General features: G+C 72.0%; 19 protein-coding genes. 11 read left to right on the top strand and 8 right to left on the bottom strand.

All coding sequences use genetic code 11. The features are described from left to right. Positions 1-78 precede the first annotated feature (78 nt). The 4 genes from AB0953_RS02225 (at position 79) to AB0953_RS02210 (ending at position 4,670) form a co-directional block, all read left to right on the top strand. Positions 79-1,059, top strand: coding sequence for a helix-turn-helix domain-containing protein (locus AB0953_RS02225; protein WP_366857445.1), 981 nt, complete (start codon positions 79-81; stop codon positions 1,057-1,059). Between the two features lie 101 nt (positions 1,060-1,160). Continuing rightward, positions 1,161-1,958 (top strand): MBL fold metallo-hydrolase, encoded by a 798-nt coding sequence (locus tag AB0953_RS02220; RefSeq protein WP_366857444.1) that lies wholly within the window; start codon positions 1,161-1,163, stop codon positions 1,956-1,958. 9 nt (positions 1,959-1,967) lie between these two features. Beyond that, positions 1,968-3,167, top strand: a complete 1,200-nt coding sequence (locus AB0953_RS02215) for a cytochrome P450 (protein WP_366857443.1) — start codon at positions 1,968-1,970, stop codon at positions 3,165-3,167. A 114-nt stretch (positions 3,168-3,281) separates the two neighbouring features. Then, entirely contained in the window at positions 3,282-4,670 is a 1,389-nt protein-coding gene (locus AB0953_RS02210) for a hypothetical protein (RefSeq protein WP_366857442.1), read from the top strand. On the opposite strand, the gene AB0953_RS02205 is transcribed toward AB0953_RS02210, so the two are convergent. After that, positions 4,555-5,370 carry a diacylglycerol kinase gene (locus AB0953_RS02205; RefSeq protein WP_366857668.1) on the bottom strand — a complete coding sequence of 272 codons (816 nt, stop codon included), beginning with the start codon at positions 5,368-5,370 and terminating at the stop codon, positions 4,555-4,557. The two genes, AB0953_RS02210 and AB0953_RS02205, sit on opposite strands and share 116 nt — an antisense overlap. A 184-nt stretch (positions 5,371-5,554) precedes the next feature. Here AB0953_RS02205 and AB0953_RS02200 point away from each other — a divergent pair, with 184 nt between their 5' ends. After that, complete coding sequence (locus AB0953_RS02200) at positions 5,555-6,838, top strand: adenylosuccinate synthase (RefSeq protein ID WP_362167413.1); 1,284 nt, start codon at positions 5,555-5,557, stop codon at positions 6,836-6,838. 57 nt (positions 6,839-6,895) lie between these two features. On the opposite strand, the gene AB0953_RS02195 is transcribed toward AB0953_RS02200, so the two are convergent. Then, positions 6,896-7,489 carry a TetR/AcrR family transcriptional regulator gene (locus AB0953_RS02195; RefSeq protein ID WP_366857441.1) on the bottom strand — a complete coding sequence of 198 codons (594 nt, stop codon included), beginning with the start codon at positions 7,487-7,489 and terminating at the stop codon, positions 6,896-6,898. A 97-nt stretch (positions 7,490-7,586) separates the two neighbouring features. Between AB0953_RS02195 and wrbA the strand changes: the two genes are divergently transcribed. From wrbA to AB0953_RS02180, 3 genes are all read left to right on the top strand, one after another. Then, positions 7,587-8,198: an NAD(P)H:quinone oxidoreductase gene (gene wrbA, locus AB0953_RS02190; protein WP_366857440.1), complete on the top strand. Its 612-nt coding sequence runs from the start codon at positions 7,587-7,589 to the stop codon at positions 8,196-8,198. Between the two features lie 74 nt (positions 8,199-8,272). Then, positions 8,273-8,680, top strand: a complete 408-nt coding sequence (locus AB0953_RS02185; RefSeq protein ID WP_366857439.1) for a RidA family protein — start codon at positions 8,273-8,275, stop codon at positions 8,678-8,680. A gap of 301 nt (positions 8,681-8,981) precedes the next feature. Further along, positions 8,982-9,233, top strand: coding sequence for a hypothetical protein (locus AB0953_RS02180; RefSeq protein ID WP_366857438.1), 252 nt, complete (start codon positions 8,982-8,984; stop codon positions 9,231-9,233). A gap of 17 nt (positions 9,234-9,250) precedes the next feature. Here the strand turns inward: AB0953_RS02180 and AB0953_RS02175 are convergent, their stop codons facing one another. Next, a complete protein-coding gene (locus AB0953_RS02175) occupies positions 9,251-9,724 on the bottom strand; it encodes a carboxymuconolactone decarboxylase family protein (protein WP_366857437.1) in 474 nt (157 codons plus the stop codon). A gap of 113 nt (positions 9,725-9,837) precedes the next feature. Here AB0953_RS02175 and AB0953_RS02170 point away from each other — a divergent pair, with 113 nt between their 5' ends. Next, the gene (locus AB0953_RS02170) at positions 9,838-10,260 is read left to right on the top strand and encodes a hypothetical protein (protein ID WP_366857436.1); all 423 of its coding nucleotides are present in this window, start codon (positions 9,838-9,840) and stop codon (positions 10,258-10,260) included. A gap of 22 nt (positions 10,261-10,282) precedes the next feature. Further along, positions 10,283-10,567: a hypothetical protein gene (locus tag AB0953_RS02165; RefSeq protein ID WP_366857435.1), complete on the top strand. Its 285-nt coding sequence runs from the start codon at positions 10,283-10,285 to the stop codon at positions 10,565-10,567. Positions 10,568-10,764: 197 nt separating this feature from the next. Here the strand turns inward: AB0953_RS02165 and AB0953_RS02160 are convergent, their stop codons facing one another. Further along, on the bottom strand, positions 10,765-11,004 hold the full coding sequence (locus AB0953_RS02160) for a DUF397 domain-containing protein (RefSeq protein WP_366857434.1): 240 nt from the start codon (positions 11,002-11,004) through the stop codon (positions 10,765-10,767). Then, positions 11,001-11,840: a helix-turn-helix transcriptional regulator gene (locus tag AB0953_RS02155; protein WP_366857433.1), complete on the bottom strand. Its 840-nt coding sequence runs from the start codon at positions 11,838-11,840 to the stop codon at positions 11,001-11,003. The genes AB0953_RS02160 and AB0953_RS02155 overlap by 4 nt, the downstream gene beginning before the upstream one ends. A 258-nt stretch (positions 11,841-12,098) precedes the next feature. On the opposite strand from AB0953_RS02155, the gene AB0953_RS02150 reads away from it, so the two are divergent. Continuing rightward, complete coding sequence (locus AB0953_RS02150; protein WP_366857432.1) at positions 12,099-12,461, top strand: hypothetical protein; 363 nt, start codon at positions 12,099-12,101, stop codon at positions 12,459-12,461. On the opposite strand, the gene AB0953_RS02145 is transcribed toward AB0953_RS02150, so the two are convergent. The 3 genes from AB0953_RS02145 to AB0953_RS02135 form a co-directional block, all read right to left on the bottom strand. After that, the gene (locus tag AB0953_RS02145) at positions 12,386-13,288 is read right to left on the bottom strand and encodes an alpha/beta hydrolase (RefSeq protein ID WP_366857431.1); all 903 of its coding nucleotides are present in this window, start codon (positions 13,286-13,288) and stop codon (positions 12,386-12,388) included. The two genes, AB0953_RS02150 and AB0953_RS02145, sit on opposite strands and share 76 nt — an antisense overlap. Before the next feature lie 242 nt (positions 13,289-13,530). Continuing rightward, a complete protein-coding gene (gene kynU / locus AB0953_RS02140; protein ID WP_366857430.1) occupies positions 13,531-14,796 on the bottom strand; it encodes a kynureninase in 1,266 nt (421 codons plus the stop codon). Then, on the bottom strand, positions 14,789-15,634 hold the full coding sequence (locus AB0953_RS02135) for a tryptophan 2,3-dioxygenase (protein ID WP_366857429.1): 846 nt from the start codon (positions 15,632-15,634) through the stop codon (positions 14,789-14,791). Before AB0953_RS02135 ends, kynU begins: the two co-directional genes overlap by 8 nt. Positions 15,635-15,903 lie beyond the last annotated feature (269 nt).

Raw genomic sequence — 15,903 nt, 5'->3', positions numbered from 1 at the left:
CACCGGGGGCACCGGGATGGCCGGATGTGACAGAAGCAGGTCATTGCGGCCATCGGGCGGGGCCGAAATGATCGGGACATGCTCCCACCGCACAGGATCGTCATCGTCGCCTTCCCGGGGGCCGAGCTGCTGGACGTCACGGGTCCGGCCGAGGTGTTCTCGGTCGCCACACGGGTCGCCGGCCCCGGCCGGCCCGGCTACACCGTCCGGATCGCGACGGCCGACGGAGCTCCGGTGGTGACCTCCGGCGGCCTGCGGCTGATGGCCGACCTGGCGCTGGACGAGGTGGACGGACGCGTGGACACCCTGCTGGTGTCGGGTGCGGTCGAGGTCGGCGAGGGCGGCGTCGAGCCGGTGCTCGACGACGTGGTCGTCGACTGGCTGCGCCAGGCGGCGCCGCGGGTCGAGCGGGTGGGCTCGGTCTGCGCGGGTGCGCACCTGCTCGCCGCGGCGGGGCTGCTGGACGGGCTCAGTGCCACCACCCACTGGCTCACGGCCGCCCGCCTGGCGGCCGACCACCCCCGCGTCACCGTCGATCCGGATCCGATCTTCATCAGGGCGGGCCGCGTGTGGACCTGCGCCGGCATCACCTCCGGGATGGACATGGCGCTGGCGATGGTCGCCGAGGACAACGGGCCCGAACTCGCCTTGTCAGTGGCCCGGATGATGGTGATGTACGTCAAACGCGCCGGCGGTCAGAGCCAGTTCAGTGTTCCGCTCGCGCTGCCCGACGGCGCCGCCGGCGACCCGGTCGACGAGCTGCGCGTATGGATCGGCGAGCACCTCACCGAGGACCTGTCCGCGGAGGCGCTGGCCGCGCGGCTGCACCTCAGCGTGCGCCACTTCTCGCGGCTGTTCCGCCGCCGCACCGCCACCACGCCGGCCGTCTACGTCGAGTCCGTCCGGCTCGAAGCCGCCCGCAGGCTGCTGCAGGACAGCGACCACGGCCTCGCGGAGATCGCCGCCCGCAGCGGCCTCGGCTCCGTCGAGAGCCTGCACCGCTCCTTCCGGCGCCGCCTGGGGACGACCCCCGCCGAGTACCGGCGCCGCTTCCGCTGACCCCGCCCGTCCCGTGACCGCCCCGCGCCCCGCGCCGCCCGGCGGCACACGGTCGTGCCCGCACGCCCGGCACATCCCACCCACACCAGGGAGAACACACCGTGTCCCGTACCCGCATCATCCCGATCCCGGTCATGGGCCGGCACAGCATCAACGCCTACCTGCTGCTCGGCCGCCGCCCCGTGGTCGTCGACGCCGGAACGCCCGGCAGCGGCCGCAGGATCCACGACGCGATCGCCGCGCACGGCGTGGACCCGGCCGACGTGGCGCTGATCGTCCTGACCCACGGCCACATCGACCACTTCGGCTCCGCCGCGGAACTCGCCCGCCTGACCGGGGCGCCCGTCGCCGGCCACATCGCCGACCTCCTGCCGTACCGCACCGGCCGGGTCCGCGAACCGTACCTGCCCACCGGGCCGATGGGCCGGCTCATGGCGCGCAACGGGAAGCTGCACGTCCGCGCCGAGCCGCTCGAACCGCAGGTGCTGGTCCGGGGCGAGACCGACCTGTCCGGCTTCGGGATCGCGGGGCGCATCATGCCCACGCCCGGGCACACCGCGGGCTCGGTCTCGGTCCTCACCGACGAGGGCGAGCTCGTCGCGGGCGACCTGATCGCCAATTCCTTCATGGGCCTCATCCCGGGCAGGCCGGCCAACCCTCCCTTCCACGACGACCCCCTGGGCAATCTGGCCAGCCTGCAGCGGATGCTCGACCTGGGCGCCACCAGGCTCCACGTGGGACACGGCAGCCCCCTGGAGTCCGACCGGGTCCGGCGCTGGGCCGCCCGGGAACACCGGCGGCTGGCCCGGCTCCGGGCCGCCGGACGGCTCCGCACCCGCCCGGCGGACCCTGCGGCGGACGCCCCGGTCCACCGGCAGGATCCGCACCCCACCGCCTAGGCTGCGGCCATGGGCTTTGATCCGTGGGACGCCGCATTCGTCGCCGATCCGTACCCCGCCTACCGGGAGCTGCGGGAGCAGGGCCGGGCCGTCTGGTGCGAGGCAACCGGGCAGTGGCTGGTGCCGCACCACGCCGACGTGAGCGCGCTGCTGCGCGACCGGCGGCTGGGGCGGACCTACCTGCACCGCTTCTCGCACGAGGAGTTCGGGCGGCAGGCGCCGCCGCCGGAGCACGAGCCGTTCCACGTGCTCAACGACAACGGCCTGCTGGACCTGGAGGACCCGGCGCACGGCCGGGTCCGGCGCCTGGTGTCGAAGGCGTTCACGCCGCGGACCGTGGAGCGGCTGGCGCCCGCGGTGGACCGGCTGGCCGGGGAGCTGGTGGGCCGGCTGCTGGCCGAGGGCGGCGGCGATCTGCTCACGGTGGTCGCCGAGCCGCTGCCGGTGGCGGTGATCGCGGAGCTGCTGGGGGTGCCGGAGGCGGACCGGGGGCTGCTGCGGCCCTGGTCGGCGGCGATCTGCGGGATGTTCGAGCTGCATCCCGACGAGGAGACCGCGCGGCGGGCCGTCCGGGCCAGCGTGGAGTTCAGCGCGTACCTGCGGGAGCTGATCGCGCAGCGCCGCAAGGCGCCGGGCGAGGATTTGATCTCCGCGCTGATCGCCGCCCACGATGACGACGAGGGGCGGCTGAGCGAGCAGGAGATGATCTCCACCTGCGTCCTGCTGCTCAACGCCGGGCACGAGGCGACGGTGAACACCACCGTCAACGGCTGGTGGTCGCTGTTCCGCAACCCCGAGCAGCTCGCCGCACTCCGTCCCGAAAAGTTGTCCACAGCTGTGGACGAGCTGATGCGCTACGACACGCCGCTGCAGATGTTCGAGCGCTGGGTGCTCGAGGACATCCGGATCGGGGACACCACCGTCCCCCGCGGGGCCGAGGTCGCGCTCCTCTTCGGGTCCGCCAACCGCGACCCGGCGCGCTTCGAGAACCCCGACGCCCTGGACCTCGACCGGGTGGACAACCCCCATCTGAGCTTCGGCGCCGGAATCCACTACTGCCTGGGCGCTCCCCTGGCGCGCCGCGAGCTGACCGCCTCCTTCGGGGCGCTGCTGGCGGAGGGGGTCCCGCCGCTGAAGCTCGTGCGCGAGCCGCAGTGGCAGGAGGGCTACGTCATCCGCGGCCTGCGCGAACTGCTCGTCGAGTTCTGACGCCCGGCCATCTCGCCCGGCCCCGGGGGGAGTTCTTCCCGGGGCCCGCGTCGGGCTGCTAACCTGCATCCGCTGCCTTCGGCGCCCCCAGCGGAGCGTTCGGAGGCTTTTTTCATGCCTTCCGACGCCTCTTCCACCCCAACGGCAAGCCCCGCCGCACGCTCCACGGCAAGCCCCGCGACGCCCACCGCCCCCGCCGGCTACCGCGCCCTGCTGCGCCACCGCGAGTTCGCCGGGCTGTACGCGAGCCTCACCCTGACCGTGGCCGCGAGCACCCTGTCCGGCTTCGCGCTCGGCACGCTCGTCGACCGTCGCGTCCACTCTCCGTTCCTGACCGCCGTCAGCATGTACGGGGCCACCTTCGCCACCGTCCTGGGCGCGCTCACCCTGATGTCCGTCGCCGACGGCAGCCGGCCCCGCCGGACCCTGGTCCTCCTCCAGTGCATCGCGCTCGCCGGTGCCGCCGCCCAGGCGGTGCCGGGGCTGCCGCTGGCCGCCCGGTTCGGCCTGCTCCTGGTGGCCGGCTTCTTCCAGTCGCTGGGCACCGGCACCCGGATGGGCCTGCTCGCCGAGGTCCTGCCGCAGTCCTCGTACGCCCTCGCCCGCTCCCTCATGAACATCACCGCCGGCGGCATGTCCGTCCTCGGCTATGCCGCCGGAGCCCTGCTGCTGGACCGCCTCGGCCCTTACCGGGTCTTCGCCCTCGCCGCGGCCCTGACCGGGCTCGGACTCGCCGTCGTCGCGGCGACCGTGCGCGAGCGCTCGATCCGGCCGACCCGCCGCCCCGGGCTGCGCACCACCCTGTCCGCCAACGCCGAGCTCCTCGCCCGGCCGGGCCGGCGCGCTCTGCTGCTGAACCTGTGGGTGCCCAACGGGCTCGTCGTCGGCTGCGAGGCCCTGTTCATCCCGTACGCCCCCGACCATGCCGGGACCCTCCTCGCCGCCGCCTCCGCCGGACTGCTCCTCGGCGACCTCGCCGTCGGGCGGCTGCTCACCGCCGACGGCCGGCGCCGCGCCGCCTTCGGCCTGCGACTGCTGCTGGCCGCGCCGTACCTGGTGTTCGCCTTCCACCCGCCGCTGCCGCTCGCCGCGGTCGCGGTGTGCGCCGCCGGGGCCGGCTTCGCGGCGACGCTGCCGCTCCAGGAGCAGCTGCTCGCCCTCACCCCCGACCCGGTCCGCGGCCAGGTCCAGGGCGTGGAGTCGGCCGGCCGGATGACCTGGCAGGGCCTGGGCGCCGCGCTCGCCGGCGCCACCGCCCAGTGGGCCGGACCGGCGGTCGCGATCAACGCCCTGGCCGCGGTGTCGGTCCTCGTCACCGTCGCCTCCCGCCCCTTCGTACGGCGCGAGGGCGCGGCGGCGAGGACCGGCGCGGCCCCGGCCGCAGGCATCACCGCGGGAGGACGAGCCCCCACGCCGCCGGACGCAGGGTCCAGGTCCGTCTGCGGACCGGACCGGCGACGGCGGCGTCGGCCCGGTAGCGGAAGTCCGCCCCCGACACCGTGACCACCCCGGCACGCGCCCGCACCACGCTCCCGTCCGCCCGGACCGCCACCTCGGCCAGCCCGCCGTCCGCGGGCGCCACCGAGACGTCCTGCACCACCCGGTCCACGTCGGCCAGCACCACCCCGTCGGCCTCGACCCGCAGCCGGTGCCCGCCGCCCCCGCCGGACGCCGCCGCGGGCGGCCGGATCAGGGTGCGCACCAGCGAGCGGTAGGCGCTGCGCACCGAGGGTCCGGCCGGCCGCGGCACGGACGGCCGAACGGGTGGAATCCGCAGGCTCCCGAGCACGACCCCGTCGCTGTCGTCGACGAGCAGGTCGCGGACGCCGACGACCCCGTCCAGAGCCGCCCGGGCGGCGGCCACCGCCGACAGCGGAACGCCCAGCAGCCGCGCGAGCCCCAGCGAACCCGCCTGACCCACCGGGATCAGCGAGACGGCCCCCTCGGAGAGCCCCCGCTCGCGGTGCAGCAGTCCGACGGCCCGCACCAGCGCCCGGTCGTCGCCCACGATGACCGGCCGCCGATGGCCCCGGCGGGCAAGTGCCCGCGCAAACTCCTCGGCCGAATCCGGGAGGCAGATTTTCGCCGCCGCCCCCGCCGACAGGACATCTTTCGCGATCCGCACGGACTCGCCGTCAAGACGGCGGGCGACCGGGTCGACGAGCACGAGCAGGCCGCCTACCGGCGCGCCCGCGGGGCTCATGGTGGGCTCTGGAGCCGACACCTCGGTCCTTCCTCGGGTAGCATCTTTGTGCAAGAGGCCCTTGCGCTATTGCGCCAGGGCCTTCGTCTATTCCGGGGTACCGGTCCGACGGCTCAGCCTGCGGTGTACATCGTCGTACGCCCCCTGACCCAGGACATGCCCCATCCGGAAGAGGTGTACGCCTGTGCCCGCTCTTGTGCTGCTCGGAGCTCAGTGGGGTGACGAGGGCAAGGGAAAGGCCACCGACCTGCTCGGTGGATCCGTTGACTACGTGGTGCGCTACCAGGGCGGCAACAACGCCGGCCACACGGTCGTCGTAGGCGACCAGAAGTACGCGCTGCACCTTCTCCCGTCCGGCATCCTCTCCCCCGGATGCACCCCGGTCATCGGCAACGGCGTCGTCGTCGACCCGTCCGTACTCCTCTCCGAGCTGCGCGGGCTCAACGAGCGCGGCATCGACACCTCCAAGCTGCTGATCAGCGGCAACGCCCACCTGATCACCCCGTACAACGTCACCCTCGACAAGGTCGGCGAGCGCTTCCTCGGCAAGCGCAAGATCGGCACCACCGGCCGCGGCATCGGCCCCACGTACGCGGACAAGATCAACCGCGTGGGCATCCGCGTCCAGGACCTGTACGACGAGTCGATCCTGACCCAGAAGGTCGAGGCGGCCCTCGAGGGCAAGAACCAGCTGCTCGCGAAGCTGTACAACCGCCGCGCGATCGACGCCGCGCAGATCGTCGAGGAGATGCTCCAGTACGCGGAGCAGATCAAGCCGTACGTCGCCGACACCACGCTGATCCTCAACAACGCGCTGGACGAGGACAAGGTCGTGCTGTTCGAGGGCGGCCAGGGCACCCTGCTCGACGTCGACCACGGCACGTACCCGTTCGTGACCTCGTCGAACCCGACCGCGGGCGGCGCCTGCACCGGTACCGGCGTCGGCCCGACCAAGATCAGCCGCGTCATCGGCATCCTGAAGGCCTACACCACCCGCGTCGGCGCCGGCCCGTTCCCGACCGAGCTGTTCGACCAGGACGGCGAGGACCTGCGCCGCATCGGCGGCGAGCGCGGCGTGACCACCGGCCGCGACCGCCGCTGCGGCTGGTTCGACGCCCCGATCGCCCGCTACGCGACCCGCGTGAACGGCCTGACGGACTTCTTCCTGACCAAGCTGGACGTGCTCACCGGCTGGGAGCAGATCCCGGTCTGCGTCGCGTACGAGATCGACGGCAAGCGCGTCGAGGAGCTGCCGTACTCGCAGTCGGACTTCCACCACGCGAAGCCGATCTACGAGAACCTGCCCGGCTGGTCCGAGGACATCACCAAGGCCAAGTCGTTCTCGGACCTGCCGAAGAACGCCCAGGCGTACGTGAAGGCCCTCGAGGAGATGTCGGGCGCCCCCATCTCCGCCATCGGCGTCGGCCCGGGCCGCGACGAGACGATCGAGATCAACTCGTTCCTGTAGAACGAGCCGGAACGTCCCGAAGGGGGCGGTGCGCCACGGCGCACCGCCCTTTTTCGTTCACTCCATGCCGAGCAGGGCGTCGATGGCGCCCTTGATCCGCTCGACCGACACCTCGCGGCCCACGGTGAGGTGCTCGAAGAGGCTGGGGGCGAAGGGGGCGAGCAGCAGATGGGCCATGACCGAAGCGTCCGCCTGCGGCCAGATCTGCCGCACCAGCACCGTGACGTGCGTGTGCATCGTCAGGTACGCGCCGCTGGCGTAGCGGGCGCCCGGTGCGGCGGCCTCGGCGGCGGCCATCACGGCGCGGTGCTCGACCAGCCGCTCGGCCTGGGTGTGCAGGAACGCCCGCAGCCGCTCCCGCGGCGGCGCCTCGGGGCCGAGCGGCGGCGGCCCGCTCAGGAAGGCCTGCTGGAACCTCTTCTCGTCCTCGTCGAGCAGCGCGTACAGCAGTCGGCTGACCGTGCCGAACCGCCGGTAGACCGTGCCGACGCCCATGCATGCGGCGTGCGCGACGGCGTTCATGCTGACGGCGTCCGGCCCGTGCTCGGCGACCAGCTGCGCCGCCGCGTCCAGGATCTTGCGCCGGTTGCGCGCGGCGTCGGCCCGCTCCGGCGGGGCCTGGCCCGCGACGGGGAGTTCGATGCGGCTCATGGAACGAGGCTACCGGACACCCTTGCAAAACGGATTCCTATCCGGTTAACTCACTCCCGTCGAACCGGATAGCAATCCACTTACCGGAGGGTCCGCCATGAGCGCCAAGGTCGCCGTCATCTACTACTCCGCCACCGGCAACGTCCACGCGCTCGCCAGCGCGGTCGCCGAGGGCGCCGAGAAGGCGGGCGCGGAGGTCCGCCTGCGCCGGGTGCCCGAGCTCGCCCCCGATGCCGCCATCGACTCCAACCCCGCCTGGCGCGAGCACGTCGAGGCCACCAAGGACGTCGAGGTCGCCACGCTCGACGACCTGGTCTGGGCCAACGCCTACGCGATCGGCTCGCCCACCCGCTACGGCAACATCGCGGGCCAGCTGAAGCAGTTCATCGACACCACCGGCGGGCTCTGGCAGAAGGGCGCCCTCGCCGACAAGCCGGCCACCGGCTTCACCAGCGCGCACAACGCCCACGGCGGCAACGAGTCCACGCTGCTCGCCCTCTACCACACCTTCCACCACTGGGGCTCGGTCATCGTCGCCCCCGGCTTCACCAACCCGGCGATCTTCGCCGCGGGCGGCAACCCCTACGGCACCTCGCACCCGGGCAGCAGCGGCGAGGTGACCGAGGAGACCCTGGCCGCGGCCCGCTACCAGGGTGAGCGCCTCGCCAAGTTCGCCGCCCGCCTGGCAGCCACGACCGACCTGGTCTGACCGCCGACCCCGCGCCCCGTCCCGCGGCACACCCGGGACGGGCCCGGCGGCCGCCGACCTGCGAGCATGTCGCGATGGAAGACGCCCGAAAAACAGTCAGCTCCGGCTCACCGCTCGAGCCGCAGATCGGCTTCTCGCGAGCGGTCCGCAAGGGGCAGCACATCGCGGTCGCCGGTACGGCCCCCATAGGCCCGGACGGCACCACCACAGCACCGGGGGACGTCTACGCCCAGACCGTCCGCTGCCTCGACATCGCGGAAGAGGCCCTGCACCAGGCGGGTGCCTCGCTCCGGGACGTGGTCCGGACCCGCATCATGCTCACCGACGTGACCCGCTGGCGAGAAGCGGCCAAGGCCCACGGCGAACGGCTCGCAGCCGTCCGTCCGGCCACCACGTTCGTGGAGGTCTCCCGCTTCATCGACCCCGACTGGCTCGTCGAGATCGAGGTCGACGCCGTCCTGGACGGCCCCCCGCAGCCATGAGGTACGCGGAGGCGCGGGATCCCGGGCGGCCCGCAACCCGGCCCCGCCCCTCCCGGTCATGCCCCATGGTCGAGCTCCCGGAACAGCAGGCCGCAAGAAGCCGTTGAGGCCGGCCCGGGCGGGAGTCGCCAGGAGCAGGGGAACGGCCGTGGTGCGGGTGTCGGTGCGGTGTTCTAGCGTCGGAAGGGCGGGGGTGACCGATGCGTCGAGCCGGTCATATCCGTCAGGCCCGCTCCGCGCCCCCCGCCCGCGGTTCGGCACGCTTGCGGATCGCGTGACCGCCCGAGAGAGCAGGTGCAGCATGCGTCCGTCGGCCCGTGTCCCCAGCGTCCTCGCCGCCCTGGCCCTCGCCGCCTTCGCCGCCCCGGCCGCGTCGGCCAGCGTCCAGGACTGCCAGCAGTACCTCGCCTCGCACGGCAAGCAGTCCGTGTCGGGCGCCGCCCAGGCCTGCTACGAGGGCTCCATCGGCAACCAGACCAGCTGCGTCGCGAGCCTCCAGCAGGCCGGCGTCTCCGCGAACGAAGCGGGCGGCGCCTGTCGCGCGGCCCGCTAGGCCGTCCCGACCACCCGTCAGCCGAACTGCCCGGGCTGGTAGTCGCCCGCGGGCTGCTGAACCAGGACGTTGATCCGGTTGAAGGCGTTGATGAGGGCGATCAGCGAAACGAGAGCGGCAAGCTGCTCCTCGTCGTAGTGCTTGGCGGCGTTCTCCCACGCCTCCTCGCTCACCCCGCCGGCCGCATCGGCAATGCGGGTGCCCTGCTCCGCGAGCTCCAGCGCCGCGCGCTCCGCATCGGTGAAGACGGTGGCCTCCCGCCACGCCGCCACCATGTGGAGCCGCACCGAGGTCTCCCCGGCCGCAGCGGCGTCCTTGGTGTGCATGTCGAGGCAGAACCCACAGCCGTTGATCTGGCTGGCACGGATCTTCACGAGCTCCTGCGTCGAAGCAGGCAGCGCCGAGTCCGAGATGGCCTTGCCCGCCGACACGAAGTGCTTCAGGGCCTTGCCGGCCACGGGGCTGCCGAAGAGGTTCAGACGAGCGTTCATGGTGTGCTCCTCCAGTCGATGGCTACGCCCATATGACGGCCCCGCCCCACCGAATGTGACACCCGAAAATGTGACCTGCGTCTCTTGTCGGCGATCGCCCCTACCCTCCCCTCATGACCACCGACCCCCTCCAGGAGCACCTGTCATCCATCGAGGCCCTGCTCGCTCAAGCCGCCCCGACCGACGACGAGGCCATACGCGTCCTGCGCACCAGCCAGGACTTCTGGGAGGTCGAGGACTACCAGGCCTGGTTCGCAGCCGAAGCGGACATGCAGTCCCACCTCGCGGCCCTGACCACAGCACTCACCACCCGCTGGGGCGCCCACCTCACCATCGACCTGTTCGCCCACCTCCAGGCCGGCTTCGACGGCGAGGAGCCGCCCGCCCCGCTCGACGAGCTCTGCCAGCAGGCCACCACCCTGCAGGCCTGGCCGCTCCCTGACGGCCGCTGGCTCGGCCTCACCATCGCCCAGTGGGACAAGGAGCTTCCCCTGCAACTTCTGGCCGCAGTCGGCGACCTCCAGCACCTGACGTGACGAATCCCCTACCGTACGTCGCATGAAGACGGCACTCGCAGTCTGCGCAACGGCAGCGGCCCTGGCCCTCGCCACCCCCAGTTCCGCCTACGCGGCCCACGGCGTCCTGATCATCGACGGCGCAGCCCACCACTCGCCCAGCGGCTGCTACCCCCTGGGCGACTTCGTCCCACCCGTGGTCTCCAACCACACCGACTCCGTCATCGCAGTCTGGTCCGACTACGACTGCGCGGGCCAGGTCGAATGGGTGATCGTCCCGGGCGAGACCTACCACCCGAACGGCAATCGCAGCATCTTCGTCCCCTGACCCGCAGACGCCCGACCAGGGAAGCACGTAGCGATCCGACGCGCCGGGAGCGGGCACGGACGGCGAGGGAGGTACGGACAGTGGGCACGGCCGGTCCGTCGCCCTGCCCGTCCCTCCCCCCTCCCGCCACGGACCGTCCGGGCCCGGCCCTCGGCGGGAGGGGGGTACTTCTCTGCTGCCGAACCGGCGTCTACGGCTCAGCGCGCCGCCCAGGCGGCAAAGTCCGCCCAGGCCGCGGGGGCCACGGCGAAGGTCGGGCCGCCGAGGTCCTTGGAATCCCGGATGTGCACGGCGTGCGGGCAGGCGGCTACCTCGACGCACGCACCACCGCTCTGGTCGCTGTAGCTCGACCTACGCCACTCGTACGCCACCTCGACGCAAGCACCGCCCGCATCGCTGCTGTGGCTGGACTTTCTCCACCGGAGCGTGGTGTTCATCGCCGATCTCCCGCCAGCTGCTCGATGAGGCCCAACGATTCACGCGGACCAAGGGCCTGTGCGCGGATCTTCGCATATCGCTGTGCGTACATGCTCACCTTCGCCGGAGCACTGAGAAGGAGGCTCTCGTCCTGCACCTCCATGTAGACCAACCTCTCGTGTCGAGGGGTCTCGATGAGGTGCATGCCGCCCCCTCGGACGCCTGCGTGCTCGCCTGACAGTCCGCAATCCAGCGGGAGCACTTGCACTGTCACATTGCGGCGCCGCGCGAGTTCCGCAAGATGGCGGCACTGGTCCCGCATAAGCCCCTTACTTCCAATGTCCCGCCGCAGAGCCGACTCGTCCAGGATGAACTCGATGAGCGCTTCAGGCCTTCGGTCAAAGAGGACCCGGCGCGCCATGCGCGCCTCGACCAGTTCCTCGACCCGCTGCTCCGACAGCACGGGGTAGCCACCGGCAATCAGCGCACGTGCATAGGCCTCGGTCTGGAAGAGCCCATAGATCACCTGCGGTTCGAATGAACAAAGACTCAGGGCCTTCTGTTCGAGCATGATGAAGTCCTGAAACTGCGCCGGATAGCGCTCCAGAGGCACCAGCTCCCGCGCCACCTCGAACACCCCCAGCCCACCACCGATGGTCGCTTCGAGCCCGATCAGCATCTCGTCACTCGCAGGCTGCGCACACGTTTCGACCGCGCTGATGGCTGCCGCCGAGTACCCGAGCATCTTGCCCAGTTCCTTCTGGGTCAGCTTCTCCCGCTCGCGCAGCGCCCTCGCCAGGTGGGACACGATGCGGATCACACCGCCCGCAGTCTCCTTGTTGGCGGCCTTGGCCATGGAGTGCACCCCCACTCAACCGGACTCAACCAGGCTCTACCAGCGCAGGCCGAGTTTCTACCGTTTCGGGCTCTTGAGTCCGAGCCCTAGAAAACCGTAGACCGCACCCCCCACCCTGGACCCATGAACACAGAAAGTCACCCCACCGGCACTCCCACCGGCACCCCCAACTCCCTCCCCCCGAGCTGGGTTCCCTCCACCGGCATCGGAATTCGCAAGGCAGGAGTGCTATTTGACGCCGTACGCGTAGACGGTGACATGGGACGGAAGCTCGCCGACCTCCTCGCGACGCTCACAGGCGGTGACCCCGGTCCGATCATCACCCAAGCCAACGGCCGACGCCCGGTCTACTTCCTCGTCCCCGTCGGCAGCGCCGCCTACCGCGTCTGGCCGCCCGGATTCACGCGCCTCACCTCAGGCCCCCGTCGCACGACCTACCTCCCGATCCCCGCCCTGGAAGGATCCTGGCCCCTGGCCTGGCGTTGCCCGCCCACCGCCGAAGACCGGTTCGTGCACGCGCTGCTGCTGTACCGCGCAGCCGGCCTCTACCAAGCCAGTTGCGAGATCTCCTCGGCCACCACCGCGCACGCATCCGCGGCCGGATCGATCAGCGGGAAGTGACCGACCCCGTCCAGCAGCGTCAGCCCGACCGTCTCCCCGGCCTTGGCTGCCGCAGCCACGTACGACTCGGCCACCTCGCTCGGCACGACGATGTCCTCCCGCCCGTGCACCACGGTCGTGGCGATCCCCGTCGGCACCAGCGCCGCCGGATCCGCGTACGCCACCCGCTCGGCCCAGTGCGCCCCGCCGCCCAGCAGCTGCGCGGAGGCCCCGCCGCACACCCCGAGCCGCTCCGCCACCTCGAAGTCCGCGATGGGGGCCAGCGCCACCACGCCGCGCAGCAGCGGCGGGGAAGGCAGCTTCCACCCGGCCGGGGCACCAGCCGGCAGCACGTGCCGGGCGGCGGCCCACAGAGCGAGGTGACCACCGGCCGAGTGCCCGGTAATGACCGTACGCCGGGGATCAGCGGCCGGAACGGCGGCAGCGGCAAGCGCGGGCAACGCATCCATCGCAGCGGCAACATCATCGAACGTCTCGGGCCACCGCCCCGCCACCGGGCCGCCTTCACCCGAGGCCTGACGAGGCACCGACCCCGAACTCCCCCGCCGATACTCGACACTGGCCACGGCAAACCCACACCGAGCCAGAAAATCAGCCAACGGCGACACGTGCTGCCGGTCGTACGGAGCCCGCCACGCACCCCCGTGCAGCAGCACCACCAGCGGCGCGGAACCGACCGCACCCGCGTCCCCACCCCGAGGCGCATAAAAATCGATCACATGATCCGGGTGATCCCCGTACGCAGCAGTCGCATCCGGCGCGACCGGCGGGTGGGAGAAGGCCGAGGCCGCCTCGGCGGCGTCCCGTTCGACTGCGGGGTCCGTCATCGGCTCAACCTCTCGGTAACGCACGGCACGTGGGGCACTGGTGTTCCGGTGATCCGGTGTTCTGGTGATCCGGCAGAGCCGGACCGTATCAGGCCGGAACCCGCCTGTCCCTTGGGGCCCTTGCACACCACAACCCCAGGCATGGAAACGGATGGCGGCGGGCAGGGATCACACCCTGCCCGCCCCTAGCCGTGACGTTTCACCACGGCCCCACCCGCAGTCACCCGAACATCACCCGAACGTCACCCGAAGATGTGACCCAGCGTCCGGGCCGCCCGCTCCGCATCGGCGAAGCCGACGTACAGCGGCGTGAACCCGAACCGGAGCACGTCCGGAGCCCGGAAGTCCCCGATGACGCCGACACCGATCAGCGCGTCCATCACCTCACGGGCGTTCTCGCACCGCAGCGAGACCTGGCTCCCCCGCCGCTCGTGCTCCACCGGGGTGACGGACTCCACCTTCCCCTCGGGCACGTACGCGGCCACGCACTCCAGGAAGAAGTCCGTCAGCGCAAGGGACTTGGCCCGCACCGCTCCGACGTCGACCCCCTCCCACGCGTCGAGCGCCGCCTCCAGCGCCAGCATGGACAGGATGTCCGGCGTGCCGACCCGGCCCCGTACGGCACCCTGCACCGAAGGCGTGTACTCGGAGGTCATGGCAAACGGCTCCGCGTGCCCGTTCCAGCCGGGCAGCGGCGAGTCGAACGCCGCCTGGTGCCGCTCGGCGATGTAGAGGTACGCGGGCGAACCGGGCCCGCCGTTGAGGTACTTGTACGTGCAGCCGACCGCGAGGTCGACGCCGTGCTCGTCGAGGCCGACGGGCAGGGCACCGGCCGAGTGGCACAGGTCCCACACCACGACGGCGCCCGCGGCGTGCGCGGCCCGCGTGAGTCCGGGCAGGTCGTGCAGCCGGCCGGTGCGGTAGTCGACGTGGTTCAGCAGCACCACGGCGACGCTCTCGCCCCGCGCGGCGAGCACCGCACGCGCCTCGGACGGATCCACCGGCACCACGGTCAGACCGGTCATCCGGGCCGCGGACTCGGCTATGTACCCGTCGGTCGGGAAGGTGGAGGCGTCGACCAGCATCTCGGTTCGACCACCGTCAGCCGACCCAGCCGACTCAGCCACCCCAGCGGACCCAGCGGCCAGCCGAGCAGCCCCCACCAGCGCCTTGAACAGGTTGACGCTGGTGGAGTCGCCCACGACGACCTGGCCCGGCGCCGCGCCGACGAGCGGGGCGATCCGGTCGCCGATCCGCTCGGGCGCGGTCCACCAGGTGCCGGAGCTCCACGAGCGGATCAGGTCGGTGCCCCACTCCCGGGTGACGACCTGGGCGACGCGTTCCGCCACGCCGACGGGGAGGGCGCCGAGGGAGTTGCCGTCGAGGTAGACGACGCCGTCGGGGAGGGTGAAGCGCTCGCGGAGCTTGCCGAGGTCGTCGGCGGCGTCGAGCTCGGCGGCGCGGGCGGCGAGGTCCGCCCGAACGGAAGCGAGGGAGACGTCAGACATGGCTGCGCGCCGTCCACAGCTCCGGGAACACGTTCTTCGCGGCCCGCTTCTCCAGCCAGGTCACCCCGGCCGAGCCGCCCGTCCCCGTCTTCGCGCCCATCGCGCGGCGCGTGGCGACGAGGTGGTCGTTGCGCCAGCGCCACACCAGTTCGGCCACGTCCGTCAGCACCTCGCCCAGCCGGTGCAGGTCGGGATGCAGCTCGGGGTCCTCGTACAGGGTGGTCCAGACGGCCTCGACCTCGGCGGAGGCCTCGTACCGCTGGGACAGGTCCCGGTCGAGGACGGCCGGCGGCACCGGCAGGCCGCGCCGCGCGAGCAGGCGCAGCACCTCGTCGTACAGGCTCGGCTCGTGCAGGGCCTTCTCCAGCTCCGCGTGGACGCGCGGCGCACCGCGGTGCGGCACCAGCATGGAGGCCGACTTCTCGCCGAGCAGGAACTCCATCCGGCGGTACATCGCCGACTGGAAACCGGAGCCCTCGCCGAGCGCGGCGCGGTACGAGTTGAACTGGCCCGGAGTGAGCTGGGCGAGCGGGCGCCAGGAGGCGTTGAGGGCCTCCAGCTCGCGGAGGGATCGTTTCAGCGCGTCCATCGCCACGGGAATGCGGTCCTCGCGGAGCGCCTTCGCGGCCGTCTCCCACTCGTGGACGATGACGGTGAACCACAGCTCCATGACCTGGGTCGTCACCAGGAAGACCATCTCGCCGGGATCGTCCGAGCGGGGGTGCTGGAGGTGGGTGAGGACGTCCGCCTGGACGTAGTCCTCGTACGGGGTCGTGCCGTCGAAGTCGAGGTTCGGGGTGTCCGAACCGGCTCCGGAGGCATCAAGGGTGTTAGACATCGCTGTCTCCTCGACACGTGCTTCCGGGTAGCGGTCCGCTCCTTCCGAATGGGTATGTGGAGCCCCGGTCCCCTGCCCGCATCATAAAACTGCTTCCCGGGCCGCCTCCAATGATGCGTGACCGGGCTCACAGACACTTTTCGGACACGATGGGGTCGCGGGAGCCCCTGCCCCGCGGAGGCCCTTGCCCGCGGAGACCGGTGCCCGCAAAGGCCCGCGCCCGCAAAGGCCCGCGCCCGGCAAGCTGCCGGGTCACGGGCCTCCGGTGC

The sequence above is a fragment of the Streptomyces sp. NPDC046866 genome (genome assembly GCF_040704625.1).
In the GTDB taxonomy this organism is placed as follows: Bacteria; Actinomycetota; Actinomycetes; order Streptomycetales; family Streptomycetaceae; genus Streptomyces.
This window is presented reverse-complemented; position numbering and strand designations above follow the sequence as displayed.